General features: G+C 62.2%; 27 protein-coding genes. 7 read left to right on the top strand and 20 right to left on the bottom strand.

What is annotated here, in order from left to right; all coding sequences use genetic code 11:
• Positions 1-36: 36 nt before the first annotated feature.
• Positions 37-336 (bottom strand): GYD domain-containing protein, encoded by a 300-nt coding sequence (locus NH14_RS26995; RefSeq protein ID WP_035534473.1) that lies wholly within the window; start codon positions 334-336, stop codon positions 37-39.
• Between the two features lie 600 nt (positions 337-936).
• Between NH14_RS26995 and NH14_RS26990 the strand changes: the two genes are divergently transcribed.
• From NH14_RS26990 to NH14_RS26965, 6 genes are all read left to right on the top strand, one after another.
• Complete coding sequence (locus NH14_RS26990; RefSeq protein ID WP_152617357.1) at positions 937-1,293, top strand: hypothetical protein; 357 nt, start codon at positions 937-939, stop codon at positions 1,291-1,293.
• 70 nt (positions 1,294-1,363) lie between these two features.
• Entirely contained in the window at positions 1,364-3,130 is a 1,767-nt protein-coding gene (gene acsA / locus NH14_RS26985) for an acetate--CoA ligase (RefSeq protein WP_035534468.1), read from the top strand.
• Complete coding sequence (pdhA, locus tag NH14_RS26980; protein ID WP_035534466.1) at positions 3,127-4,149, top strand: pyruvate dehydrogenase (acetyl-transferring) E1 component subunit alpha; 1,023 nt, start codon at positions 3,127-3,129, stop codon at positions 4,147-4,149. Before acsA ends, pdhA begins: the two co-directional genes overlap by 4 nt.
• On the top strand, positions 4,146-5,120 hold the full coding sequence (locus NH14_RS26975) for an alpha-ketoacid dehydrogenase subunit beta (protein ID WP_035534465.1): 975 nt from the start codon (positions 4,146-4,148) through the stop codon (positions 5,118-5,120). The genes pdhA and NH14_RS26975 overlap by 4 nt, the downstream gene beginning before the upstream one ends.
• Before the next feature lie 28 nt (positions 5,121-5,148).
• A complete protein-coding gene (locus NH14_RS26970; protein WP_035534463.1) occupies positions 5,149-6,339 on the top strand; it encodes a dihydrolipoamide acetyltransferase family protein in 1,191 nt (396 codons plus the stop codon).
• Positions 6,336-6,587, top strand: a complete 252-nt coding sequence (locus NH14_RS26965) for an acyl carrier protein (protein ID WP_035534461.1) — start codon at positions 6,336-6,338, stop codon at positions 6,585-6,587. Before NH14_RS26970 ends, NH14_RS26965 begins: the two co-directional genes overlap by 4 nt.
• Before the next feature lie 34 nt (positions 6,588-6,621).
• Here NH14_RS26965 and NH14_RS34150 read toward each other — a convergent pair whose 3' ends face one another.
• The 14 genes from NH14_RS34150 to istA form a co-directional block, all read right to left on the bottom strand.
• A complete protein-coding gene (locus NH14_RS34150; RefSeq protein WP_161790902.1) occupies positions 6,622-6,843 on the bottom strand; it encodes a DUF2964 family protein in 222 nt (73 codons plus the stop codon).
• A gap of 479 nt (positions 6,844-7,322) precedes the next feature.
• Positions 7,323-8,378, bottom strand: a complete 1,056-nt coding sequence (gene hypE / locus NH14_RS26955; RefSeq protein WP_035534460.1) for a hydrogenase expression/formation protein HypE — start codon at positions 8,376-8,378, stop codon at positions 7,323-7,325.
• Positions 8,379-8,400: 22 nt separating this feature from the next.
• Positions 8,401-9,525, bottom strand: coding sequence for a hydrogenase formation protein HypD (gene hypD / locus NH14_RS26950; protein WP_035534459.1), 1,125 nt, complete (start codon positions 9,523-9,525; stop codon positions 8,401-8,403).
• Positions 9,522-9,770 (bottom strand): HypC/HybG/HupF family hydrogenase formation chaperone, encoded by a 249-nt coding sequence (locus NH14_RS26945; protein ID WP_237179770.1) that lies wholly within the window; start codon positions 9,768-9,770, stop codon positions 9,522-9,524. Before NH14_RS26945 ends, hypD begins: the two co-directional genes overlap by 4 nt.
• A complete protein-coding gene (hypF, locus tag NH14_RS26940) occupies positions 9,767-12,100 on the bottom strand; it encodes a carbamoyltransferase HypF (RefSeq protein WP_202031785.1) in 2,334 nt (777 codons plus the stop codon). The genes NH14_RS26945 and hypF overlap by 4 nt, the downstream gene beginning before the upstream one ends.
• Positions 12,097-12,381, bottom strand: a complete 285-nt coding sequence (locus NH14_RS26935; RefSeq protein WP_035534457.1) for a hydrogenase/urease maturation nickel metallochaperone HypA — start codon at positions 12,379-12,381, stop codon at positions 12,097-12,099. Before NH14_RS26935 ends, hypF begins: the two co-directional genes overlap by 4 nt.
• Complete coding sequence (locus tag NH14_RS26930) at positions 12,374-12,901, bottom strand: hydrogenase maturation protease (protein WP_052148598.1); 528 nt, start codon at positions 12,899-12,901, stop codon at positions 12,374-12,376. Before NH14_RS26930 ends, NH14_RS26935 begins: the two co-directional genes overlap by 8 nt.
• Entirely contained in the window at positions 12,898-14,193 is a 1,296-nt protein-coding gene (locus tag NH14_RS26925; protein WP_035534456.1) for a Ni/Fe hydrogenase subunit alpha, read from the bottom strand. The genes NH14_RS26930 and NH14_RS26925 overlap by 4 nt, the downstream gene beginning before the upstream one ends.
• A complete protein-coding gene (locus NH14_RS26920; protein WP_035534454.1) occupies positions 14,183-14,959 on the bottom strand; it encodes an NADH-quinone oxidoreductase subunit B family protein in 777 nt (258 codons plus the stop codon). The genes NH14_RS26925 and NH14_RS26920 overlap by 11 nt, the downstream gene beginning before the upstream one ends.
• A gap of 1 nt (position 14,960) precedes the next feature.
• Positions 14,961-15,821 (bottom strand): FAD/NAD(P)-binding protein, encoded by an 861-nt coding sequence (locus tag NH14_RS26915; RefSeq protein WP_084226004.1) that lies wholly within the window; start codon positions 15,819-15,821, stop codon positions 14,961-14,963.
• Positions 15,802-16,260 carry a cyclic nucleotide-binding domain-containing protein gene (locus tag NH14_RS26910; protein WP_035534452.1) on the bottom strand — a complete coding sequence of 153 codons (459 nt, stop codon included), beginning with the start codon at positions 16,258-16,260 and terminating at the stop codon, positions 15,802-15,804. Before NH14_RS26910 ends, NH14_RS26915 begins: the two co-directional genes overlap by 20 nt.
• Entirely contained in the window at positions 16,247-17,467 is a 1,221-nt protein-coding gene (locus NH14_RS26905; protein WP_244143447.1) for a 4Fe-4S dicluster domain-containing protein, read from the bottom strand. Before NH14_RS26905 ends, NH14_RS26910 begins: the two co-directional genes overlap by 14 nt.
• A 544-nt stretch (positions 17,468-18,011) precedes the next feature.
• Positions 18,012-18,845, bottom strand: coding sequence for an IS21-like element helper ATPase IstB (istB, locus tag NH14_RS26900; RefSeq protein WP_035535478.1), 834 nt, complete (start codon positions 18,843-18,845; stop codon positions 18,012-18,014).
• Positions 18,842-20,335 carry an IS21 family transposase gene (gene istA / locus NH14_RS26895; protein WP_035535481.1) on the bottom strand — a complete coding sequence of 498 codons (1,494 nt, stop codon included), beginning with the start codon at positions 20,333-20,335 and terminating at the stop codon, positions 18,842-18,844. The genes istB and istA overlap by 4 nt, the downstream gene beginning before the upstream one ends.
• Positions 20,336-20,929: 594 nt before the next feature.
• On the opposite strand from istA, the gene NH14_RS26885 reads away from it, so the two are divergent.
• Positions 20,930-21,772, top strand: a complete 843-nt coding sequence (locus tag NH14_RS26885) for a CHAD domain-containing protein (RefSeq protein ID WP_035529660.1) — start codon at positions 20,930-20,932, stop codon at positions 21,770-21,772.
• 114 nt (positions 21,773-21,886) lie between these two features.
• Here the strand turns inward: NH14_RS26885 and NH14_RS26880 are convergent, their stop codons facing one another.
• The 5 genes from NH14_RS26880 to NH14_RS26860 all read right to left on the bottom strand — a co-directional run bounded on the left by NH14_RS26880 (position 21,887) and on the right by NH14_RS26860 (position 26,405).
• Positions 21,887-22,768: an ADP-polyphosphate phosphotransferase gene (locus tag NH14_RS26880; RefSeq protein WP_035529662.1), complete on the bottom strand. Its 882-nt coding sequence runs from the start codon at positions 22,766-22,768 to the stop codon at positions 21,887-21,889.
• 255 nt (positions 22,769-23,023) lie between these two features.
• Complete coding sequence (locus NH14_RS26875; RefSeq protein ID WP_035529664.1) at positions 23,024-23,368, bottom strand: hypothetical protein; 345 nt, start codon at positions 23,366-23,368, stop codon at positions 23,024-23,026.
• Positions 23,365-24,171, bottom strand: coding sequence for an alpha/beta hydrolase (locus NH14_RS26870; RefSeq protein ID WP_052148223.1), 807 nt, complete (start codon positions 24,169-24,171; stop codon positions 23,365-23,367). The genes NH14_RS26875 and NH14_RS26870 overlap by 4 nt, the downstream gene beginning before the upstream one ends.
• Before the next feature lie 356 nt (positions 24,172-24,527).
• The gene (locus NH14_RS26865; protein ID WP_035529668.1) at positions 24,528-24,812 is read right to left on the bottom strand and encodes a DUF1488 family protein; all 285 of its coding nucleotides are present in this window, start codon (positions 24,810-24,812) and stop codon (positions 24,528-24,530) included.
• 243 nt (positions 24,813-25,055) lie between these two features.
• Positions 25,056-26,405, bottom strand: a complete 1,350-nt coding sequence (locus NH14_RS26860) for a polyhydroxyalkanoate depolymerase (RefSeq protein ID WP_052148224.1) — start codon at positions 26,403-26,405, stop codon at positions 25,056-25,058.
• Between the last annotated feature and the right edge of the window lie 276 nt (positions 26,406-26,681).

Raw genomic sequence — 26,681 nt, 5'->3', positions numbered from 1 at the left:
AGCCATCAGACCGACGCAATCCCGCGTTCAGCAAGGTCAGGCAATTGACTCGATGATCGCGCGAAACTCTTTTCGGGGGATCGCCGGCCACACCTCGGAGTGGGACCGCCCCAATGTTCGCATCAATGCCGACACCCGCATGGCTGTCTCCATGTCCGGTGCAGAGAATATATCCAGGAAATCGTACTGTCCGAGCATCGCATAGCTATGCTTCCACTCTATCCCAGGGCACGCGCTCGCAATCCGCTCGAGCGCGCGTTCCTCATGCGCTTCCGCGTTCCGACCAGAGCGGAGCGCTTCCGCCGAAAGCCGTGTCATCAGAATAAATTCAGGCATGATCGTTCCTCGATTTGAAATGGACCACGAGTCCGTTTTTCGCCATCGTCGTACTTCGCATTGCCAACTTCGATGACCTGCTTCACGAGCGACACGTTTGGCACCGCAATCACGCATTCTCCCCTTGAACGCAGCGCTGAGAAACTATAATCCGCATGGCTCACGACGCAGGTGATTCGCGGTGGCTCGAACTCGACCATCGTGTGCCACTACATTGTCAGGACGTTGCAACGTCTCTCGTCCGACGTCGTCAGGAACACCACAGGGCCGGGCTCCAGCAACTGATAGACCTCAGACATCGGGACCGGCACGAAACCAGCAGCGTCCCGGTGAGCACGTGCCGATTGCGGCCCACGCTTTACATTTCCCCTCGGCGTGACTGTGTCTCCCGCGACTGTAAGCGGTATGTGACTCTCCTACGCGCGGTGCCACCGCGATTTCATACACATCAATAATCGGAAGGTAACGCGTGGAGGCCTATGCGCCTTGTATTTGACCTGTCTCAAACGTCGTGATCGATTGGGGACTAGCGTGATGAAATGATGCTGCGCAACGCGCAGCTTCCGCTACCACGGGGAACCGTTCACGCCGGAGACGCTCATGCCCAGCCCCACCTCGCCCTCGCGGACACTTTCCAGCTTCCCGAGACCACATGCCCTCGCGGGCACCTGGATGGCCCTCGCGAATGTTCAGACCCAAGCGTGCGCCGACTGGCTGGCGCTTTGTATGGAAACCTCGGCACGCTGCGCGCTCACGCGCAGCGTGCCCGAGTACATGACAATTGGCAGTTTGATGCTGCCCTCCTGCCTCTCGCATGCCATGCATTACTACAGAAAGTTGTCTGAGGTTGCGCAAGCGGGCTTGCCCCCAAGCTCAGTCAATTCGGGTTCGCGAGGTGGCGTCGTCAGTCCGAACGGCAAGGCGCAAAACGCGATCGCTAACGTGGGCCAGGTGTAGGGACGTCCCGCAGCCCCCCAAAGATTCGAAGGACATCGAGAGTTGCCGCTTCCGGATGGGAATCGCAGAGATGGACACACAATCGATCATCCACAAGAGCGCGGCCGACCTGCGCGTTGCCCCGAATTTTGTCGACTACGAGGGAGAGCGCTGCCGATTTTCGTGGGAGGCGGCAGTCCGTGAACTGTCGGTCGAGCCCGGAGGCGGCATCAATATCGCCTGGCAGGCAGTGGATCGTCATTGCACGGGGCCGCACGGCACGAAAATCGCATTGCGCTTTCTCGCCCGCAACGCATCCGCCACGAACATCAGCTATGCCGAACTCGCGGCGCTTACGAACCGCTTTTGCAACGTTCTGCGCCAGCTCGGCGTGGGCAAGGGTGACCGCCTTTTCATCCTGAGTGGTCGCATTCCCGAACTCTATATCGCGCTGCTTGGCGCGCTCAAGAACGGCACCGTCGTCTCGCCGCTATTCTCCGCCTTTGGGCCCGAGCCCATTGCGACTCGCGTGAACCTCGGCGCGGGTACGGTGCTCGTGACGACCGACCTGCTCTTCGAGCGCAAGCTCGCCCACTGTCTCGACCAGATGCCGAGCTTGAAACATGTGCTGCTGGTGGCCGAAGACGGAGGCCAAACCGCCGTTCCTGGCACGCGCGACCTTGCCATGCTGATGGCGCAGGCGTCCGATGCCTGCGCTTGCGAGCAGACCTCGGCCAACGACCTCGCGCTGATGCATTTCACGAGCGGCACCACCGGCATACCGAAAGGCGCGCTGCACGTGCATGGCGCCGCGATCACGCACTGGGTGACCGGCCGCTACGCACTCGACCTGCACCCCGACGACGTCTACTGGTGCACTGCGGACCCCGGCTGGGTGACGGGTACGTCGTATGGCGTTATCGCGCCATTGCTGCACGGCGTCGCCTCGGTGGTCGACCGCGAGGAGTTCGACGCCGAACGCTGGTACGGCATCCTGCAGGACGAACGCGTTTCGGTCTGGTACACCGCCCCTACCGCGATCCGCATGCTGATGCGGGCCGGCGCGCCGATCGCGAGGAAGTACGCGTTACCGCAGTTGCGCTTCGTGGCGAGCGTCGGTGAACCGCTGAACCCCGAGGCCGTCTGCTGGGGCAAGGACGTGCTGGGTCTACCGATCCACGACAACTGGTGGCAGACCGAAACCGGCGGCATCATGATTGCGAACACGCCGGCGTTCGACATCAAGCCAGGCTCAATGGGCCGGCCGCTACCGGGCGTCGATGCCGCGATCGTCGAGCACCTCGAAGACGGAAGCGTCCGGGTTCTCGAGACGCCGGACACCCAGGGCGAGCTGGCTCTCAGGCGTGGCTGGCCAGCCATGTTTCGCGGCTACCTGAACAACGAAGCACGTTACCTAAAGAGTTTCGCGGGGGATTGGTATTTGACCGGCGACCTTGCGCGGCGCGACGCAGACGGCTACTACTGGTTTGTCGGCCGCGCCGACGACGTGATCAAGTCCGCCGGCCACCTGATCGGGCCATTCGAGGTGGAAAGCGCGCTGATGGAGCATCCGGCGGTGGCGGAAGCCGGAGTCATCGGCAAGCCAGACCCGGTAGTGGGTGAGACGGTCAAGGCATTCGTCGCACTGAATCAGGGCTACAAGGCTGGCGAAGCGCTGCGTATGGAGTTGCTCGGCCATGCGCGCAAGCGTCTTGGCGCGGCTGTCGCGCCGAAGGAGCTGGAGTTCGTCGCGCAACTGCCCCATACACGTAGCGGCAAGATCATGCGCCGGCTGCTGAAAGCGCGTGAGCTCGGCCTCGCCGAAGGCGATACCTCAACCCTGGAGTCCGGATCTTGACGGCTATCGATCACCCCGCACCGGCGCCACCCTCCGGACCGGTTCCCTACGACAAGGCGCGCGCACTCGCGCTGCTGCGCGACATGCTGCGCGTGCGCCGGCTCGAGGAGAAGTGCGCGGAGCTTTACGGCGCGGGCAAGATCCGCGGCTTTCTGCATCTATATATTGGTGAAGAGGCGACGGGTGTCGGCGCGATTCACGCACTCGACGCCGACGACAATATCGTCGCCACGTATCGCGAGCATGCGCATGCGTTGCTGCGTGGCATGGACATGGGCGTGCTGATGGCGGAGATGTACGGCAAATTCGAAGGCTGCGCACATGGCCGCGGCGGATCGATGCACCTGTTCGACCGCAAGACGCGCCTCTTCGGCGGTAACGCCATTGTGGGCGGGGGCCTGCCGCTCGCGGTGGGCCTGGCGCTCGCCGACACGATGCAACATGCCAAACGTATCACCGCGTGCTTTTTCGGCGACGGCGCGGTGGCGGAAGGCGTGTTCCACGAATCGATGAACCTCGCGGCGCTTTGGCAACTCCCGGTGCTCTTCTGCTGCGAGAACAACCTGTATGCGATGGGCACGGCGCTTGAGCGCTACCAGTCTCAAACCGATCTCTGCGCAAAAGCCGCGGCATACCGGATTGAAGCGCGGCGCGCGGACGGGATGGACATCGTGGCGGTGTCCGAAGCGACGGCGCAGGCGGCGGCGTACGTGCGCAGCAAGCGGCAACCGCTGTTCCTCGAATTGCAGACCTACCGCTTTCGCGCACACTCGATGTACGACGCCGAGTTGTACCGCGACAAGGCGGAAGTCGAGCAATGGAAAGCGCGCGGGCCAATCCACACCTTCACCGAGCGGCTAAAGGGCGAAGGCAAGCTCAGCGAAGAGGAATTCCTGGCGCTCGACGCTGAGGTCGAAGCCGAAGTCACGCGAGCCGTCGCGTTTGCCGAGGCTGGCGCCTGGGAGCCGGTCGAGGATTTGACGAAGTACGTTTATACGCATACGGGAGACGCATCGTGACGCGCTGGCTCAGTTACCGCGAGGCACTACGCGAGGCATTGCGCGAAGCGCTAACCCAGGATGCGCGGGTCTTTCTCATGGGCGAAGACGTTGGCCGTTATGGCGGCAGCTATGCGGTTTCCGCCGGGCTGCTCGAGGCGTTTGGTCCCGACCGTATTCGCGACACGCCGCTCTCCGAACTGGCATTCACGGGCGCTGGCATTGGCGCCGCGCTCGGCGGCATGCGGCCCATCGTGGAAGTCATGACCGTGAATTTCAGCCTGCTGGCGCTCGATCAGATCGTCAATACCGCCGCGCTCTATCACCATATGTCCGGCGGTCAGTTCTCGGTACCGCTTGTCGTGCGGATGGCCACCGGGGCCGGCCGCCAAGTCGCAGCGCAGCATTCTCATAGCTTCGAGGGCTGGTATGCAGGCATTCCTGGCATCAAGGCGCTCGCGCCCGCCACTATCGAAGATGCGCGCTACATGCTCGCGGCGGCGCTTGCCGATCCCGATCCGGTGCTGATCTTCGAGCACGCGGGGCTCTACAACATGGAAGACGAGCTGCCCGACGTGACGGGCGTCGACATCCGCTCTGCGAAAGTACGGCGGGTGGGCAGCGACGTGGCGATCTTTGCCTATGGCGGCTGCCTACGCAAGGCGCTGGAAGCTGCGGACCTGCTCGCCCAAAGCGGGGTGAGCGCCGAGGTGGTGGACCTGCGCGTGCTGCGGCCGCTCGACGATGCAACCATCATGGCCTCGGTGACAAAATGCCGGCGTGCGGTGATCGTCGACGAATGCTGGCGCAGCGCCAGCCTGGCTTCAGAGATTGCAACGCGCATCGTCGAGCAGGTGTTTTACGAGCTTGACGCGCCCGTTGCACGCGTTTGCGCCGCGGACGTGCCGATCCCGTATGCGCGCCATATGGAAGAAGCCGCCCTGCCCCACGCCGCGACTATCGCAGACGCCGCCCGCAGGCTCCTGTCGTGATGTCCCTTGTGCACCCGGAGCGCGACACATGATCGAGTTCAAGCTGCCTTCCATGGGTGCCGACATGGACGAGGGAACGCTCCTTGAATGGAAGGTCAAGCCGGGCGACGCCGTGAAGAAAGGTCAGATCGTGGCGATCGTCGACACGAGCAAGGCGGCCGTCGATATCGAGAGCTGGCAGGAAGGCACCATCGACGAGCTGATGCTCGAAGCGGGCGAGAAGGTGCCGGTGGGCACGACCATTGCCACGCTGCTGGAGCCCGGCGAACCGCCCCCAGCCACGCGCCCTGCACGCAAGCACCTGCACGAGCCGGGTTCACCGGGTGCGCAGGCCGTGGCGCCTCCCGGCCCTCCCGCTGGTGCGACCGTCGGTGCTCCCATCGCGCGCCGCAAAGTGTCGCCCGCCGCACGCAAGCGCGCGCAGCAATTGCACATAGCGCTCGATACCGTGACGGCCACTGGCCCCGATGGTGCGGTATCGCTCGAAGACATCGAGCGAACCGCCGCCACGGCCGGCGCCGCCGCGTCGAAAGCCGCCGCAGGGGAACGGCTCGCCGCGATGCGCCACACCATCGCCGCAGCAATGGAACGCTCAAAGCGGGAAATACCGCACTATTACGTATCGGAGACGATCCCGCTCGGCTGCATGCTGGCGTGGCTCACCGCGCGAAACGCAAGGCACTCGATCGAGGACCGGCTCTTGCCCGCCGTGCCGCTGATCAAGGCCGTCGCGCTCACGTTGCGGCGTTTTCCCGATCTCAACGGTACCTGGCGCGACGGTGAATTCCACGCCGCGCCATGCATCCACGTTGGCGTGGCGATCTCGCTGCGTCATGGCGGCCTCGTCGCCCCCGCCCTGCTCGACACCGACTCGAAACCGCTCGCCCAGTTGATGCGCGAGTTGATCGACCTCACGGGCCGGTGCCGTGCGGGATCACTACGAAGCTCCGAACTGTCCGAGCCCACCATCACGGTCACGAGCCTCGGCGACCAGGGCAGCAGCGAGGTGCTTGGCATCATCTATCCGCCGCAGGTCGCCCTCGTCGGGTTCGGGCGCATCGCTGAACGGCCCTGGGCCGAACTTGGCGGTCTGAAGGTCATGCCCACCGTTACGGCTAGCCTCGCGGCCGATCATCGTGTTACCGACGGCCATCGCGGCGCACGCTTTCTGGTCGAACTGGGCGAGACATTGCAGCACCCCGAGGAACTGGATCCATGAGCGAAACTGAAATTCGCGCGGTCGTGCTGGCCACGCTCAAGTCCATTGCGCCCGAGATCGAAGAGGCGACGCTGCGCACCGATCGCCCGCTTCGTCATCAGGTCGATCTCGATTCCATCGACTGGTTGCACTTTCTTACGCAGTTGCACGAGAAGCTGAAGGTGGAGATTCCCGAGTCCGACTACGCGCGGCTCGTGACGCTCGATGACGTCGTTGCGTATCTCGCACAGGCATGCAAGTCTTCGTAGGTGCATTCGACCGCTTCCACGAGACCGCTTGAATTTAATCGGGGGAACGAAGCAGCGCCTCGTGCCCTCCTATTGTTACGCGGATTTTCAGCAGGGTTACTTGCGGAGCGTCCCGACCAGTTCTGCATGCGCTATCACATGATCTTTCATCGCCCGTTCCAGTGCGCCCCTGGCGCACCCCCAACGCATAAAGCCCAATCAGCGCGACAAAGACGGCAATCGTGGCGAGCACGATCCGGCATTCCGAGCGGATCACGATTTGTCCCTACGGCGCGGGAATAGCTGGAGAATAATGCCGTGCATGGCACTTCCAGTTAGACAAGCACCGATATACGCAACTGATTTTGAGCGCGGGTCCGGCACTGGCAAACCGATTTTCATGCAAGCAGCATCCAAGCGCTCGACGTATGTCAAGCCAAAACCTTCGGACAACGACAGGATTCACGACGTTCATTACCGTCGGATCGTGTGTGCGGGTGCCGCATATCGGCACGTTCGACTGGTCACAGTCGGCCCTGGCAGGACTTATGCTCGTTGCTCCAGTGTCTCAGCAAGCAACTGCGCCGCCCACCCGAATCGTCATGGGCACACACGGTCGCCGCGGCGTGCGCCAGCTGAGGTTCGGCTGAGCTTTCCTCGGTTTTTCGCCTTCCAGAGGCCCCGATTTATGCAGCCCTATTCTTGGTTCGCTGAGGCGCAAGCACGAATAGACGCTAGTGACGAGACCCGACCTCCTCAGCAAATGCGCGGCAACTGTTCGCCGCTAAGCATGTCGAGCTCGCGTGCTCCACCTATCGTTCGGATGCACACCGTGCGCGGTCGTGCACGGCCATCGACACGGCCAATCACGGCCGCGCCTTCATCGAAGCGACGCAAGCAGGCCAGCGCCAGTTGGGCCTGCGCGGCCGGCACGAATGCAACGAAGCGTCCCTCGTTCGCAACATAGAGGGGATCCAGCCCGAGAATCTCGCAGGCGCCGCGTACTGTTTCGGAGACGGGAACCGCCGCTTCGTCGAGTTCGATCCCCGCGTCAGCCGTTTCGGCAATTTCGATCAGCGCGGTCGCGAGTCCGCCACGCGTCAGATCGCGCAGGCAGTGCACATCGATTCCCGCTTCGATGAGCGATAGCACGGGCTGCGCAAGCGGAGCGCAATCGCTTGCTATTTCGGTCTCGAAGCCGAGACCCTCCCGCACGGCCATCACTGCCACGCCGTGGCGCCCCACATCCCCGCTCACGATCACCACGTCACTCGCCGTGACACGTTGTGGCCCGACCGCAAAGCGTGAGCGCAGCAGGCCGACGCCCGACGTGTTGACGTAGAGACCGTCGCCGTGCCCCCGTTCGACGACTTTCGTGTCTCCGGTCACGATTCGAACCCGTGCCCTTGCTGCCGCGCCTTGCATCGACTCGACGATCCGCCGCAAGTCGTCGATGGGCAGGCCTTCCTCCATAACGAACGCGACACTCAGGCATAAAGGCTCGGCGCCGCACATGGCCAGATCGTTGACCGTGCCGTTGATGGCCAGCGATCCAATATCGCCGCCCGGAAAGAACAGCGGACGCACCACATAGGAATCGGTAGTGAAGGCAAGGCGCGCACCGTTGCCGCCAGGCTCGAGCATTGCTCCGTCGTGCGTGAAATCGCCGGGACTGGTTGCGAATGCTGGACGAAAAATCTCGTCGATCAGGCGATGCGTAAGCCGGCCGCCGCCGCCATGCCCCAGTTCGATGACGTCGTTGCTCGCGGAGGATGCCGGGCAGGCAAGCGAAAAATCGAAGGGCTCGTTCATCCGGGTCTCCCGTTCTCCATTTTTACGCCGCGGCGCCGGCCGTATCGCCGGCGAGCCGCTGCTCCGTGCGCCGGTAGCGGTAGTAGGCGGCGCACACGCCCTCCGACGACACCATGGTCGCGCCCAGCGGATGATCCGGCGTACAACGCGTGCCGAAAGCTGGGCATTGCGCCGGGCGCTTGCGGCCCCGCAGCAACTCGGCCGAAATGCACACGCCTGCGTGTCCAGGCGGTACCGCCCCGTCGCCAAAACGCACAAGCGCGTCGTACTGCGCGTAAGCAGGCGCGAGCCCAAGTCCGCTCGCCGCGATTTCCCCCATTCCGCGCCAGTGCTGTGACTGCACGATGAATACCTTCGCCACGGCCTCCAGCGCCGCGTGGTTGCCTTCACGCGGAACGATGCGGCTGTACTGGTTCTCAACCGCGGCGCTGCCCGATTCGAGCTGTCGAATACACAAATAGACACCCTGCAGGAGATCGACGGGCTCGAACCCCGTCACGACGATCGGCACATGATGACGCCAGGCGATGGCCTCGTAGCCGGCATAGCCTGTGATGGTGCAGACATGTCCGGCCGCCAGAAAGCCCTGTACACTGCTTTCCGGGTCGCTCAGGATCGCCTCGATCGCCGGTGGCACGAGCACATGCGAGACGAGCAGAAAGAAGTTCGCAATCCCCTCGCGTTCGGCCTGAAGCACCGCCATCGCCGTGGCGGGCGCTGTTGTCTCGAAGCCGATCGCGAGGAACACCACGTTGCGGCCCGGTTCCTTTCGCGCAATGGCAAGCGCATCGAGCGGCGAATACACGATCCTGAGATCGGCACCGTGCGCGCTGGCGCCCAGCAGACTGCCACCGTTCCCGGGCACGCGCACCATGTCGCCGAACGAGCAGAACGTAATGTCAGGGCGGCTGGCCATGGCGATGGCGGTATCGATGACACTCGCCGGCGTCACGCAAACCGGGCAACCCGGGCCATGAAGCAGCGTGACACCATCGGGCAGCATGCGGTCAATGCCGTAGCGCACGATTGAATGCGTCTGCCCCCCGCAGATTTCCATGATGGACCACGGTCGCGTCGTGATCCGCGCAATCGCATCCGCATAACGGCGCGCAAGCGATTCGCTGCGCCATTCGTCGACGTGCTTCATGAGCCGGCCCCCTCGCCGCCGCCAGCGGCAGCCAGAAAATCGAGCGTCCGCGCGGCCTCGCGCTCGTCGATCACGGCAATCGCGAAGCCCGCGTGCACCAGCACATAATCGCCAGGGCGCGCTTCAGGAACGTAAGCCAGATTCGCTTGCTTGACGATACCGCCGAAGGCGACACGCCCCTGACGCGCAAGCGCATCTTCGCCGTTGACATCGAGCAGCCTTCCAGGCACCGCGAGACACATCATGCCTTCTCCTCGATCAACGGACGCAACGCGAACGCGGCCTGCCCAACGGCCAGTCCACCGTCGTTGGGTGGCACGCGGTGGTGGGTCCGCACGTCGAACCCCGCCGTCCGTAGCCGGTCGATCGCACCGAGCGCCAGCATGGCGTTCTGGAAGCATCCCCCAGTGAGCAACACCCGATGCATGCCGACGCGTCGCGCCACGGCAACGATGAGGTCGGCGAGCGCCTCGTGGAAGCCGCGCGCGAGCGGGCCTGCTGGAACCTGTTCTGCGATCGCCCGGGTAAGCGATGCCACCGCCGGCCGCCAGTCCGCAATGAGCGTGCGCCCTTCTTCGCGCAGCACTGGCGCCTCCAGCGGATAAGCCCACGCTGCCCCCGTAGCGGCGCTTTCCAGTGCGATTGCCGCCTCGCCTTCAAAGCTCGAATGCGAACAAAGCCCAAGTATTGCGGCGGCGGCATCGAACAGCCTTCCGGCGCTCGATGTCCACGGGGAACAGATGCCCCGGCCCAGCATGGCGACGAAAAGCCCGCGCTGGTGCGCCGTGAAGGCGGTGACGGGCGCAAGTGACGTCATGCTCAATGCGGCCTCGCCGTGCATCGCGTGCAGGACGCCGAGCGCAGCGCGGGTCGGTTGCCGTGCCGCCGCCTCGCCGCCAGGAAGGCGGAACGGCAGCAAATGCGCCACGCGGCGGCAGCGGCCGGCGTCGATCGCGAGGAACTCGCCGCCCCAGACACTCCCGTCGTCGCCATATCCGGTACCATCCCAGGCGACGCCCAGCAGCGGCCCCTCCAGCCCGTGCTCGACCATCCCCGAAAGAACATGGGCAAGGTGATGAGGTACGCGCCGAGGTTCAGACGCCTGGCGCTGTGCGTACTGCGTGCTGTAGTAGTCCGGATGGGCGTCGCAGGCAACCACGCCTGGCGTCACGCCGTATAACGCCTTCATCGTAGCGATCGAGCGGGCAAACGCCGCGCGCGCCTCGCTGCCGTCGAGATCGCCGATATACGGGCCCAGCACCACGCTGCCCTTTGACGCGAGCGCGACGGCACTCTTGCCGTGAGCGCCCAGCGCAACGCAGGCGGTATCCGGCGTTTCCCGGCCGTTCAGGGCGAGATCGAGTGGCGCGTAGCCCCGCGCGTGGCGCAGCACGACGGGCTCGCCCGCAATCACCCTGACGACCGGGTCGTCCACGGGATGCAGGATCGGTCGGTCATGTACGAGAAAACACTCCGCCAGCCCACCGAGCCGTTCGAGCGCTTCGTGCTCGCTGGCGACGACGGGTTCGCCGCTCCGGTTGCCGCTCGTCGCGACGACTGGAAAACCCAGCTCACGCATGAGCAGATGATGCAAAGGTGTATAGGGCAGCATGACGCCAAGCCATGCGTTGTGCCCCGGCGCTACGGCTCGCGCAAGCTTTGCTCCGTCGGAGCGCGAACGCAACAGCACGATCGGCGCCGCGGCAGAGCACAGCAGGGCACGCTCGACTGCGTCGATTTCGGCCAGCGCCGCGGCATCATCGCAGGTCGGGACCATGATGGCGAACGGCTTCGACGGGCGGCCTTTACGTGCCCGCAGACGCTGCACCGTCAGCTCGTTTCGCGCGTCGGCCAGCAACTGGAAACCGCCGAGGCCCTTCATGGCGACAATGGCACCCTGGCGCAGGGCGTCGACTGCCTCGCTCAGCGCCTGCCCGCCCGCCGCACGCTCGTTCCCGGCCACGTCCCATAGCGCGAGCGTCGGTCCGCACATCGGGCATGCGTTGGTTTCGGCGTGAAAGCGCCGTGATGCCGGATCGTCGTACTCCGCCTGGCAGGCGGTGCACATCTTGAACTGCCGCATGGAGGTGCGCACACGATCATAAGGAACGCCATTGATGATGGAAAACCGCGGACCGCAATGCATGCAGGTCGTGAATGGATAGCGATAGCGCCGATCGCCGGGATCGGACATCTCGGCAAGGCACTCGCCGCAAACGGCCAGATCGGGCAGCACGACAGCCAGACGCTCTGCCTCGCACGTGCTGGGTGCGATCTCGAAGGTGTCAGCGCCCTGAGGGTCGATCTCCTCGACACGGCGCGCACGCACGGACATGGGCGCGGCGGCCTCCGTGTCGAACCGCTCGACAAAGCGCGTCAGCGCCTGCACCGGACCTTCCACCTCGAGCACGACGCCGTCGCCGGTATTGCGCACGAAGCCGCCTAGCCCTTCGCTTGCCGCGAGCCGATAGACAAACGGCCGGAATCCGACGCCCTGTATCGCGCCTGTCGCTTCGATCCGCAAGCGCTGGCGAGATCCCCCCACGCCGGCGGCGCGCAAGACTGGCCGCATCATGTGTGTCTCTTCTTATCGGGTAACCGCAGGCAAAACCGCTTCAACATGACGTGCTGCGCATTCTCATTCTGAATGTCGTCCGAGGATTCAACATGCAGCACCGCGCCCGCAACGGGCGTGCCGCGAGCCTCTTCCTCGAAATGCTCACGGAAATGCGCTTCCGAAATCGGGGCCAGCACCCCCATCCAGACGTGGACGTCGCTCACGCTCTCTGCTCGCGCCTCCTGCGCCGCGTGTGCAACCTTCTGCACGAGATCGCGTACCAATCCTGTTTCATGCATCGCTCGCCTCCTTGCTTGTGCCACTCCGAAGCCTGTCTACCTCTGCCACGACTCGCGCGGCCACGTCCTGCACAACCGCTGCGACTTCCGGCGTCATCGCAGCGCCGGGTTCGAATGACGCCCCTTCGATCGCGTAGATCACGATGTCCTGCGACGCCGTGCCCAGTGCCAGTGCAAGCGCGATGGTCTGGGCAAGACCGAAGCCATGGCTCGACGCGAATGTCCCACCTCCTGGCAGTAACTGCTTCTCCAGATCAATGCGGGTGATGCTTCCCGGCGAGCCAGCCGGCCTGGCGGCGTCGATGCACACGAGCGCATCAATGCCCACCATGTCGTCGCCGATATCCATCATGTCGCCGCCGCGTGTCAGCACCGCGACGTCCGCCGGCAAACGTCCTGCGAGCCGCTGCGCGACAAGACAGCCGACGCCGTCGTCGGCGCGATCCGGGTTGCCAATTCCGATCACCCTCACACTGCGGGTGGTCTGTAGCGGCGCTTGCCGCGCAATCGGCTCTGTCATGTTCGGTCCACCTTCAATGTAAGGAAATGTGCGGCACATGAGATACAGGGGTCGTGATTGCGCACACCGCACTCGCAGCGGTGGCGGATCACGTCGTCGGGTGCGTTGACGAGCGGTGCAGAGAGTGCCTCGAGATCGTCCTCGATGCTTGACTGGTTTTGCGCTGTGGGGGGCACGATCCGTGCCTCGCGTATCGTGCCGTCTGAATCGATAGCGTACCGGTGCCAGCAAATGCCGCGTGGCGCCTCTGTGCAGCCAAAGCCCACACCGGCGGTTGGCTCGAAGGGCACGACCGCGAGCTCGGGCGGCTCGTATTCCGCGATCAGACGCAGCGCTTCTTCGCAGGCAAACACGATTTCGAGCGCACGGACCACAATGCTGCGAAACGGATTTCCGCATACCGAGGCAATCCCGGCCTCCCTCGCGAGCGTACGGACGGACAGAGGCAGACGGTCGAAGTTCAGCGCGTAGCGCGCAAGCGGACCGACGAGATACGCACCGCGCCGCTTCACGCGCGCATGCAGCGCGGTCGAGTGCGGAACTTGCCGTTCCTCGAATTCGGTATCGAAGGCGCTGGCGTCGATGTCGATGCCGCGACTCGAAACGAGGCGCCCTTCGTTGAAGGGATACTCATCAGGATGGCGCAGTGCGACGAACTCATAATCGCGCTCAAAATCGGGAAACGGAAAGGACGCGACCCACCGCACCAGTTCAATGGCGTTGTCGCGCGCCTCGCGAAGCGTCGCCTCGACCGGAACGAGTTCCGTGCGCCCAGGCAACCGATAGAACCCACCCACCCTCACGTTGACCGGATGGACTTCGCGGCCGCCGAGCACCCGCAGCAGCGTATTGCCGGCCTTCTTCAGCGCAAGGCCGCGCCGCACTGCGTCGCCATGTTCGCGCGCCATGGAGATCGCGTCCGGGAAACCGAGAAAATCCGGGGCATGCAGCATCACCACGTGCAGCGCGTGACTCTCGATCCACTCGCCGCAGTAGATAAGACGCCGCAGCGCCCGCAGTTGCCCGTCAACGCGCACGCCAAACGCGTTCTCGATCGCGTGAACCGCACTCATCTGATAGGCGATTGGACAGATTCCGCAAATGCGGGCGACAATATCGGGGACTTCGGCATAACCGCGCCCCTTGAGCAGAGCTTCAAACAGGCGCGGTGGCTCGAAGATACGCAGCCTGACCGACGCCAGTCGCTCGTTGCGAATGCGCAGGTCGATCGCGCCCTCGCCTTCGACGCGGGCAAGGTAATCAACGTGGATCGTGCGCGTGCTATCGCCCATGTGATTCGCTCTCCTTGCGAAACGGCTCGACGACGGCGTAGAACGTGCGAAACGCCCGCTGAATGTCGCGCGGCGAAGCGCCGAGGGCCTGCCATTGTCTGGCGAGCGAAGCGGTGTTCGGTGTCTCCATCGGGCCGTAGCAGCCAAAGCAGCCGCGCCGGAACGAAGGACACAGCGCGCCGCAGCCCGCATGGGTCACGGGACCGAGACAAGCCGTGCCCTGCACCATCACGCACACGGTGCCGCTCGCCTTGCATTCGACGCAGACGCTATGTTCGGGAACGGCCGGCTTGCGGCCGATGAGCAACGCGGAGATCACCTCGAGCAGTTGGGCCTTGTTGACGGGACAGCCCTGAAGCTCGTAATCGACGGCAACATGGGCCGAAATCGGCGTGGACGTGGCCAGCGTCGCAACGTACTGTGGCGACGCGTAGACCGCCGCCATCCACTCCTGCACGTCGGCAAAATTGCGCAGCGACTGGATACCGCCTGCCGTCGCGCACGCGCCTATCGTGACGAGACGGCGGGATTGCCGGCGCACCTGGCAGATGCGTTTGGCGTCCTGCTCCGTCGTGATGGAGCCCTCGACAAGAGAAAGGTCATAGGGGCCGCGCGTGGCAGCGCTTGAGGCTTCGGCGAAGTGCGCGATCTCGACGGTGTCAGCCAGCGCCAACAACTCGTCTTCACAATCGAGCAGGGAGAGCTGGCAGCCGTCGCATGACGCGAATTTCCACACCGCGAGCTTCGGACGACGTCGTTCGGACACCTTATATCTCCCGAATGGCAAAGCTGCGTGCGATCGTGTCGTAACGCATCACGGGCCCATCGCGGCAGACGAATGCCGGGCCGAACTGGCAGTGACCGCAGTGTCCCACGGCGCATTTCATGTTGCGCTCCAACGACACATAGATACGCTCGTCTGCCACGCCTCGGCAACTCAATGCGCTGACCGAGAACCGCATCATCAATTCAGGCCCGCAAATCAACGCCGTGGTATGGCCAGCATCAAACGACGCACGCGCGATCAAGGCGGGCACAACACCGACATGCCCTCGCCAGTTGGCATCCGCGTGATCCACGATCACTTCGACCTCGATGTCGAAACGCTGGCGCCACCGTTCCAGCTCGCGGCCATACAGCATCTCGCGAGGATGACGGCAACCGAACAGGATCACGACGTGGCCGTACCGGCTGCGATTCGCCAGGATTTCGCGGACTGCCGGGCGAAGGGGCGCCAGCCCGAGCCCTCCGGCCACGATGACAACATCCGCGCCCACAGTGTCCCGCATCGGCCAGCCCGTACCGAACGGCCCACGCACGCCCAGGCACGCGCCGGTTTCGAGACGAACGAGCGCCCGGCTGACCGCGCCAACTTCGCGGATTGTGTGCACAAACACATCGGCGCTTGCGGTGTCACCGCTCATGCTGACGGGCACTTCGCCAACGCCGAAGGCATACAGCATGTTGAACTGCCCCGGCGCGGCGGGCGGCCGCTTGCCAGACACCGGCGCGATGTCGAGCGTGACCGTATCTGCCAGCTCGCGACGCCGACGGGTCACGCGATAGACCTGCGGGACAAGCGGATCGGCAGGCCGCTCCAGCAAAACGTCAGTGCTTTCCATAGACATCGAGGATCTGCAGACGGGTGGCATGAAGCCGTTCCGCGAGAACCGGCAGGAAGCGTTTCATCATCAGATAGCCGAGATCGTGGTCGCGCTCGCACTTCTCGCGCAGGCACGCGGCGTCTATGCCGATCGCGCCAGTCGGCTCCATCGCGCGTGCGTCAGACATCCACCGGTACGGTGGAATGAGCCATGACGCCCCGACCATTTCGCCGGCTCCAAGCGTCTCGAACACCACGGGCTGATGCCCGGGCGCACCGATTTCCAGTGCGACGCGACCATTGCGGATCACGAAAAACTCGTCCGCCGGCTCACCTTCGCGAAAGATGTAATGGCCGGATTCGAACCGGCAAAGTCGCGCACAGCCCTGGATGATGGCCAGGTGTGCGGGCTCGATACCGGCAAAGAGCGGATGCTCGCCAAGCAGGAGGTCAAGCGCCTTCATGCCGCTCCTCCCGCACTGCCATAGCCGAAGCCTGCATAGCCGCCACTTCTTCCGTGATGTCGATCCCAACCGGGCACCACGTGATGCATCGCCCGCAGCCGACACAGCCCGAAGTGCCATACTGGTCGATCCAGTTCGCCAGTTTGTGCGTCAACCATTGACGGTAGCGCGCAGCACCCGTCTGCCTCACGCTGCCGCCGTGCAAATGGGTGAAGCCCAGCGTGAAACACGAGTCCCATTTCCGCGTACGCACAGCCGTCCCTCCGGCCAGGTCGCCTGTGTCCTCCACAGTCGTGCAGAAGCACGTGGGGCACACCATCGTGCAATTGCCACAGCTCAGGCATCGCGCGGCGACATCGTTCCAACGCGGGTGGTGCGGGTTATCCTGCAGGAGGGCCTTGATCCCTGCCGTCTCCATCGAGCGGCCCATCCGGTTTGCCGTGCGAGTCACGACACCACGCGCTGCTGCGATCTGCGCCGCGGTCGCCGGGCGATGTGGAACCTGCCGCAGAAGCGCAGCGCCCGCTTCGCTGCCCACCTCGACAAGAAGGTCGGCACCCTCTACCGCGGGCAACTCCGTCAATGCCATGTCAAAACCCGCTTCGACCGCCGGCCCCGTTTGCATGGAGACGCAAAAGCACGTGCCGCCCGCCTCACTGCAATTAACGGCTACGATGAACGCGCCGCGCCGGCGCTGCGCATAGCGCGGATCGACATAACGGCCTTCGCAAAACACGCGATCCTGTATGGCAATCGCCTGCAGTTCACACGCTCTTACGCCGATGAATGCGAGCTTTTGTGGTTCGCCTTTGTCGGGGTCGATTGACAGGCCGGTACCGTCTTTGACGACGGAGAAGAGCCGCTCGACGGGAGGGTGAAGAAAGCGCTTCCAGGAATGCGGCCCAACCGCAAATCCGAAAAGCGCGTTGTCGGCGCGGCGTTCAATCCGGTACCGGCCGGCTTCCTGCCGGTCCGTCCACCCTATCGGAAAGTCTTCAAGCGACTTCACATCATCGTAGACGATCGCCTGGTCTCTCAGGGTCGGGCCTAGCACCTGATAGCCACTAGCGTGGAGCACATCGATGAGCGTCTGAAGGCCGTCACGGTCGAGCGCGCTTAAATGAAGGGGTGAGGCCGGGGACATGCTCTTTATGCGCGCAGAAGATGCGCTCTCCGGGAACGTGAGGTGTCCAGGGACGAAGGCCACGATTCAGATCCTTCGCCGATGGATGGGAACGGCGACTTACACAATGAGCCTATGGAACTGTGGCGCGGTCCTCTTGACATGGATCAACAATGCGCCGACTGCAAACCCAATAGTGAAGAAAGTCAATGCATAGACGCAGCCAGCTTTTGTGCAGGCTGCCCATCTGCTCCCGCTACCGGAGTTTCGCGTCATACGGTTCATCCCTGCCACGAAGAACCTTCAGAAAGTGACAAGTTCCGCGTTCCGGAAGCCCTTTGAATAGTCGAGCACGGATATGACTACAGGTGTTAAGCGAAAGATTCGGATGTCGTCGAACGAGGACATGGATATCGGCAGGGAAATCAGTTCCGGATACCTGAGCTGAAGCAGCTGAAGGACCCTTTCCGCTTCGGTACGATCTGTCATAGAGAGCGTCAAGCAGCGTGGCCGGTCAGCGACAACTATTTTGGCCGGTCAACGGGGTGGTTGTCGTTGGGTATCAGGTCATATTTGGCGTTCCTCCTTCGTAGTTGTCGTTGCGTGATGGCGTAGTTGACGCTCACCGCTACTGCGTAACGTTGCCGTCTTCCGGCAACTGGCTGCTAAACGGGTTGTCATCGTTTAATTGACGCCGCCGTGCATTCTGCTTGTCGCCGGCCTTGCGGCGGCGATAGCTTTCGACGTTGAGCTCGAAGATCGTCGAGTGATGCACAAGCCGGTCGATGGCGGCGACCGTCATGCCGGGGTCAGGGAACACGGCATTCCAGCCCGAGAACGGTTGATTGGCCGTTATCAGGAGACTTTTGCGCTCATACCTCTCGGCAATCAGCTCGAACAGGACGCTGGTCTCGGCCTGGTCCTTGCGCGCGTACGACAGGTCGTCCAGGATGATCAAATCGAAGCGGTCCAACCTGGCCAGTGCTGAAGGCAACTGCAGGCTCTGGCGGGCTGCCTGAAGCTTCTGGACGAGCTCGCTGGTGCGTGTGAACAGTACGCGGTATCCGGCGTCGATCAGGGCGTGCCCGATGGCTGAACCCAGATGGCTTTTCCCGACCCCGGGTGGCCCAAACAGAAGGACCGTGGCGCCTTTCTCCAGCCACGACTCGCCGGTGGCCAGTGCCGTGATATGGGCCTTCGAGACCATTGGTACGGCGCTAAAGTCGAAGCTCGCAAGCGTCTTGGTCGGGTCCATCTGCGACTCGGTCCGGTGCCGCTCTATACGTCGCTTGGCGCGCTCGGCCAGCTCGTGCTCAAGCAGTGCACCAAGCAGTCGCGTGGCCGGCCATCCCTCCTTGTCCGAACGCTCGGCGAACTCGGGCCACAACCTGCCGATCGTTGGCAGGCGCAGCTCGTTGAGCATCAGGGCCAGGCGGCCACCGTCATGTGCGGGCGCGTTCATGCTGCCATCTCCTCGAGCAGCGCGTCATAGACTGCAACGGGCGGCATCTGGACCACCACCTCGGGGCACGAGGCATCACGGGGTGCGTACTGCTCACGCAGCGCCTTGAGATCGGGCAGTTCGCCGGCGTCCAGCAACGCGTCAAGCTGTGACGCCAGTATGGCCTCGACACCGTGCAGGCCGGCCAGTTCAAGCAGGCCAACCATCGTCTTGCATGCTTCGCGTTGCGACAGGCGGGCATCGAGTTGCTCCCAGGTCCGGCGGTAGGCCTCGCGCGGGAACAGTGCGTCACGAAACGCGAGCCCCTTGAACGCCTGCGGCTTGCGCTTCAGGGAGCCAATGAAGTGGCGGTAATCAAGCGCGTAACGGTTGTCGTTCGCACGGCTGCCCCGGGCGGTGCTGTGCACCAGCACGCCGGACAGGTAACAGTCGAGCCTGTCGCCGTAGACGCGCACCTTCAGCCGGTGACCAATCAGGCGCGACGGCGCACTGTAGAGGATGCCGCGCACCGTGAATGTGCTGCAGCGGGTCACAGGCGCTTCTTCCTCGACGAAGTCGGTGGTACGGTAATCCGGCAGATCCTGAAGCTGTTGGCGCTCGATGCGGAACGCGGCGGCGTTACGCCGGTTTCGACGCATCACCTGCTCGCGGATGAATTCATCGTAGGCGGCACGATCAACGAAGTCGCGATGGCCACGCAGCATCAGCGCTTGATCGACGGCGTCCTTCAGATATCGGTGCGAGGATTCGACACTCCCGTTCTCGTGAGCCAGACCGCGATTGTTGCGCGTACCCTGCATCTCGTAGTGATCGAGCAGCGCCTTGTATCGGGCCGTGAAGTCTTCCTTCTCTCTAAGGTTCTTGAAGGCGGCCGACAGGCTGTCGGTGCGGTGCTCACGCGGACAACCTCCTGCCTGCCACAACGCGTTCTGCAAGCCGGTTGCGAGTGCCTCGAAACTCTCGCCGCCGTCGACCACGCATGCATACTCCCAACGAGAGAACGCGAGCACGAAGTGATACAGCCGGTGCTCGAACGGTGCGCCGCCGATCGTCACGCACAGCTTGCTCATGTCGGTAAAGTCCGACAGCCCGCGCACGCCGGGCTGATGCTCCTGCGGGAAGAAGATCTCCTGGCTGGGACCTTCGAGCGCCCGCCATTGAGAAATGCGTCGTTCCAGCGTACGACGCATGCTGTCGGGATAGCGATCCGGGTGATCCTCCTGCAGCTTGCGCAGGACCGTAATGCCCATCAGGTGGGGGATGTTACGCAGCAACGGCACGACTTCGCTGTCCCAGACATCGACAAATGGATCGGGACGCGTACGCCAAGAGCGCCGCGGCTTCTGGGATGGCAACGTCGCGTCACGCTCGATGCGGCGTGCGCTGCGCACGCTTATTCCTGCTTTGGCAGCCGCAACTTCCTGCGAATGATGTTTGCGCTTGTTCATGTAGAGGCGGACCTGTTGGTCGGTGATGCGGGTTCCAGACATGTGCTGACCGCTTCTTCTTTAAGAATCGATCAGCCATCCTATTGCCCCGCCGACGCAGCGCCGCCGGTGGTTCGTCGTCTCCAGCGGCTACGCCGCCTCCGACTCCTCACCACCGGCCAAAACAAACGTCAACGACCGGCCAAGCTAATTGTCGCCGCCCAAGGCGGACCTGTTGGTCGGTGATGCGGGTTCCAGACATGTGCTGACCGCTTCTTCTTTAAGAATCGATCAGCCATCCTATTGCCCCGCCGACGCAGCGCCGCCGGTGGTTCGTCGTCTCCAGCGGCTACGCCGCCTCCGACTCCTCACCACCGGCCAAAACAAACGTCAACGACCGGCCAAGCTAATTGTCGCCGCCCACTGTCACCAGTCGCGCATGCGCTGCCATGGACAAGCCTGCAATTGCCATGATGTCCGGAGTGTCGTGATCAATCGTGAGCGAGACACGGTCATCTCGGGCCAGGTTTCCTGCCTTCTGACTTCAGCTCCAAATGTTGTTCAAGTTATATTGAAAGAAAGCGATGCTTTGTTTATCGGATCGACGGTGACGTCGTGACACGCGATGCAGGTTATCTGACATAGTCTGGAGGTCGAATGAGCAACGACCAACACGAGCTACGCGAAGCATGCGCTGAAACCTCATTTCCGGCTATCGCGTCGCCACTCGTCAATCAAGCTATCGAACAGGCCAGGACAGTTGCAAGCGACCCCTCCGCCGAGGGACTCCATCAACTGCGCATTACCATGCGCCGCCTGCGATCGTTATGGTGGGCTTACCGGCCCTTGCTGGACGCAGGGGAAAACACCAGCCAGAGGGAACTTTTCAGGTCTCTCGCCGATACGGCTGGCCGGACACGTGACTACGACATCTTGATCGAACTGCTCAAGCTTCAACGGGAAGATTGGAAAGCGCTGCCCCCCGAAATATTGGAGGCTCGACAGAAAGCACTCGATGTCGGCAGAGAAGTATTTTCGAATCCGGCAACGAAGACGCAACTGCTTGGAGTCCTGTCGCAGACCTCGGATGAACTGGTCGCCAGGCAGGACAGACAACCTCTCCAGGCCTTCTCGGATGAGCGTGTCGCAATATCGGAAAGCCAGTTACGCCGACGGATGAGGCGCGCGTCCAAAGCGAAACGGTCAAACTTTGCAGCTTTCCATGATGTTCGAAAGGCCGGAAAGAAGGCTCGGTACCTGCTGGAACTGTTCGGCCCCGTACTGTCCAGAGGACATCGGAAAACATTGAATGAACTCAAGGAAGTCCAGAAACGTTTCGGCGCCTTGAATGACGTTGTCGCGAGCGAGAACCTTTTACGCGACAACGCGCCGCTGCTTGCCGCCACAGGTGAGCCAGAACGAACGCTGAAATGGTTCAAACAGGAGCGTGAGCGTCGCTTGCGCGCAGTTGCCGCCTTAATACGCAAACAATGGAAATAGGGCTGTTGCCATCCTGTGTACGTCGACAGAGGCGGCTGATTGAATACGTCAGTACCAGCAGCCCTATGGGTGCTCGTATGCGGGAAGCAAGGCGCGGCGCGGTGCGGCCCCCGCCTATCTGGCTTGCTCACCATCAAGCTGTGCGCGAATTTCGGACAATTCGTCTCTCCTGTCCGTACTCGCTGCGGGATACCGCAGATTCAACTTCGCAAGCGTGTCCAAAATAATTTGCGAAACGATGATCCGGGCGTTCTCCTTGTCATCTGCGGGCACGACGTACCACGGGGCGTACCTTGTGCTGGTCGCACTAAGACAGTGGCCGTAGGCAGCCATATATTGAGGCCAGAACTTTCGCTCTTCGACGTCCGCGGTACTGAATTTCCAGTTCTTGTCGGGGTCGTCAATACGTGCGAGAAAGCGCTTGCGCTGTTCCTCCTTCGAAAGGTGCAGAAAGAACTTAACGATGCGCGTGTCGTTGCGATGCAGGTGACTCTCAAGATCGTTGATTGACCGGTAACGGCCCTGCCAAATGGACTCGCCAGCACCGGCCTCATCGGACAAGCCCTCGCCACGAAGGATCTCCGGATGTACTCGAAGGATCAATACCTCTTCATAGTATGAGCGGTTGAAGATCCCGATTCGGCCTCGCTCCGGAAGACTGCGGGTGGTTCGCCACAGGAAATCGTGCTGGAGTTCTTCCGCGCTCGGATGCTTGAAGCTGAAAACCTGGCAACCCTGTGGATTGATGCCCGACATCACGTGCTTGATCACACCGTCCTTCCCCGCCGCGTCCATCGCCTGAAAGATGAAAAGCACCGCGTAGCGATTATCAGCATAGAGTACGCTTTGCAACGCGGATAGCTGCCCGATATGCTCGGCGAGCATAACGTGATACTGATCTTTCGATTTATAGACTGGCGTCGTGATCGTTGGCCACCTGTTGAGATCAACTGCTACGCCTTCATGGACCCGGAAGTCTCCTGAGCTTATTTTCATCTTCAATCTCCCAACCCGACCGAATGATTGCACGGTCATCCGGTGACGTCTGGTTATCCAAAACACGGCAGAGCTCTGTCGCGGCCACTTGCCCCCTCAGCGCGGGACGGCGTCGCCGAGCGGCGTGGCGCCCGGAACCTGAAAGCCCGATTCCGGAGGGTCGCCCGCGATCAGCTGCAACGCGCACACTGCGGCCAGTTCGACACTGATGCCTGAGCCAGAGCGCGCGACGTCAGCGCGTAAGCCGCGCGCCGGTCACGGCATGGCCAACATCCGCAGGATTTTCTGCACGATACGTTCGTGCCGGTCGAGCGCCTCATCGAGCGTGGCTGCCCCATAGCTCTCGTTGTCATCGCGCGATTTCATTCCGGCAATGCGCGTCACGAAGAGCGGGGGTTCCCCTGCCCTTGAATCTGCCACACCGCGAAAGCGCGTAGTGACCGTCACGCCGGCTTTCTCGAGCAGCGTGCGACGAAAGATCAGGTCGTTCCCGGCCATCCAGCGGGACCACTCGCTTCGGTCGAACACCTCGACAGGCCTGTTCCTCTCATCGAGGATGTAGATGCGTTCGCGCTGGGACGGGACGGAGCGGGCTTTCATTGGCGGGAAGGCGCGAGCAGGAAGTCGATCGCCTCCCGCCACCAGCTAGCGTCGATGTGGCCAATCCAGTCGTTATGCTCAGCCGCCTCCACGACCTTCAATCGTTTCGGACAGGACAGCGCTTTATACAGCGCCTCGCCGAAGCGTGCGGGAACGATGCTGTCGCGTTCGGCAACCACCACGAGAACCGGGCGGCCGAACTCTGCCAGGTGGGCTACGCTGTCGTATCGGTCATGCATCAGCCACCTCACGGGCACCCATGGATAGTGGAAAGCGGCGACATGCTCAAGGCTATCCCATGGCGTGATGAGCAGCAAGCCGGCGATCTTGTCGCGCTCACGCGAGCCCGCCGCTGCAACCACGCCGGCCCCGAGCGATTCCCCGATCAGCATCATAGGGGTGCCAAAGTGAGAATGCGCAAGCGCGATGGTCTCTTTCGCATCGGCGACCAGAGTTTCTTCATCGGGTGAGCCCTCACGTGGCCCATAGCCCGGGTATTCGGCGAGGATCACGCGCAGTCCCAGCGGGTTGAGTGCAGTGGCATAGCAGGAACGATGCCCTGCATGCCCCGCATTGCCATGAAAAACAATGGCCGTTCCGCGCAATGTTCCCGGCGGTTCGGCGGCGAGGCCCCGGAATGCCTCCGGCGTAGGCCAGGCCACGAGTCGATCGGAGACGATGTCCTCGACCGCAGCCTTTTCTGGAAAGTAGATAAAACGTTGCTGCAACATGGCAACCCCTGTCAAAAGGGTCAACACGCGAACGCGGGATGCAGCTCCGTTCCGCGTACATCCCACCGACATTCGTCGCCTCGAACTCGATTCATCGAGTTCTCGCCAACGCACCAGGTAAGACCATCACGGTACCAACTCCTGGCAGAACAGATCGACTCATCCCCCGTGACCTCGTATTTCTTATCGCCCACATACGGATGCGACTAGACTTTTTTGGCTGAGCCTTACATACATCCCCGACAGTTCATCATTCAGACAGCCCTGGAGCGCGAACTGAGCAGTCTCGAGAATTTCCGCGCTACGCAAGCCCGCGGTCGAAAGCGTGTGCCGACAAGCCAGTCGACAACCGGAGCACGTTGATGTCGCTCAGTTATTAGCCAACTGAACCCGGTGGCGGCGCGCTTTCGATCTGTGTCGCCACATGGTCACGTGTCATCTGAATAAAGCCGGAACACACCACTGTGCAGCAAGACCGGTGCGCCGCGCGTCGCCTCGATCATCAGGGCCGCTACTTTTTCGATGGCGCTCCGATGCGCGCCAAATGCCTTCACGAGCTCCGTCTCGCTGATCGAGGCCGCACCAAAATGATCTTCGAGTGCCTCGGCGGTAATGCTGCATTGGATTGTTTGTCCATTCACCTTCGCGGGAAAGAGCAGCGTGAAAGATTCGGCGTCGAACTCGGGTGTCGTCCGTGGGAACAAAATATTCATGAACTTCGCCTCCTCACCCGCACTGCCGACAAAAGATGTATTCGGCGATCGAATCCAGGACAGGGTTCGACAGGTCCTGTCCGTAGACGCATATCAACTCAATGACCGACGTTCGGAACCGCGGACGCTTGGCATTTTGAAGTCAGAGGTAATTCCACCAGCGTCACGCTTTCCATGATGTTCAGCGAGCCAGCTTCCACGTAGACATCCACATGGCTTTCCCATCTCCTCGCTTCAATACCTTTATTTTTTCTCCGTTGAAAGAATGAAATCCGTTACCTCAGGAACGACCTCGGTACGAAAACGCTCTCCGTTAAATACACCGTAATGCCCCACTCCGTGCTGGAGCCAATGTAAATGCCGCGGGGCCGGGATATTCGGGCAGAGCAGGTGCGCCGCTTCCGTCTGGCCTACCCCTGAAATATCGTCGTGCTCACCTTCGACGGTCATTAGCGCGACCCCGTGTATCTGGGAGGGGTCAACGGGTCGCCCGCGGTGAGTCATCTCGCCTTTCGGTAGTGCATGACGAATAAAGACGGTATCGCAGGTCTGAAGATAAAATTCGGCACTGAGATCCATTACTGCGAGATATTCGTCATAGAACTCCCGATGCTTTTGAGCCGAATCGTGGTCGCCGGCGACCAGATGCTCAAACAGCTTCCAATGCTCTTCCATATGCCGGTCGAGATTCATGACCATGAATCCGTATAGTTGAAGGAAGCCCGGATAGACATCACGCATGAACCCGGGATTGGGGAACGGAACCTTTGTGATCACGTTGCGCCGAAACCATTCGATGCCGCGCCGTTCTGCCAGCCTGTTCACGGCGGTCGGGTTGATGCGCGTGTCGATCGGACCACCCATCAGAATCATGGAGCGTGGCGCTGCAGGATCGCCGGCGGCCTCCATGAGCGCAACGGCCGCCAGAACGGGAACCGAAGGCTGACATACGGCCATCACGTGCACATCGCCATTAAAACCATGCAGCATGCCGATCAAATAATCGATGTAATCGTCGAGATCGAAACGTCCTGCGATAAGCGGCACAATGCGCGCATCCACCCACTCCGTCACAAAGACGTCATGGCTGGGCAAGAAGGCCTGGACCGTCCCCCGTAGCAATGTCGGGTAATGGCCCGACATCGGCGCGACGATCAGAAGACGGGGCTGTGTTCCCGCGGAGTTGTTAAGCGAGCGTTCAAAATGAATGAGCCGGCAGAAGGGTCGCTCCCAAATCGGGGTGATACGCACAGGCACTGTCTGACCGTCGATGACGGTCGATGTGATATTCCACTCTGGTCTCCCGTAATGGCGGGTGGCACGCTCGGCCATTTCGCACGTGGCGGCCACCAGTTTGCCCGAAAAAGTAGCGGCGGCCGGGTTGGCGGGATGCTGAAAAAAGAATCTGCAAGCGTCGACAAACGCACGCGCGGGACGCAGCGCCGCATGCGCCGTTTCATAGAACCAATACGCGGGCAGCGCCTGCGTCAGGCCGAGTTCACCGAGGTGCTTTGGCCCACTGCAATATTCGCCAATCGTCGACGCGCTTTCCGTTGGACTCGACCGTGGCACAGATCTTTTTCCCCCGATCATCGATCGTCTCCTGTATTCCTGAGTTTGAACCGACCGCCCCACTGAATCGACCGGAACTGTTTCAACATTAGGACTTCAGGAACGCTGAATATTTGATGCAGATCATCGCCCGGATGGCGCCGCGCCACGACGCCATTTTGCAATCGCGTTAAGCATTCGTGTCCCATTTGTCCTAATCGCACGTCTAGTTGCCGGGGCCAACGCCGCTGCCTCTGCTGCCCCGTGGACTCCAGCGTCGTTCGCGACTATAAAATAGTGTGCGTCCCGAATGCTGTG

The organism is Paraburkholderia sacchari (assembly GCF_000785435.2).
GTDB classification, from domain to species: Bacteria; Pseudomonadota; Gammaproteobacteria; order Burkholderiales; family Burkholderiaceae; genus Paraburkholderia; species Paraburkholderia sacchari.
This window is presented reverse-complemented; position numbering and strand designations above follow the sequence as displayed.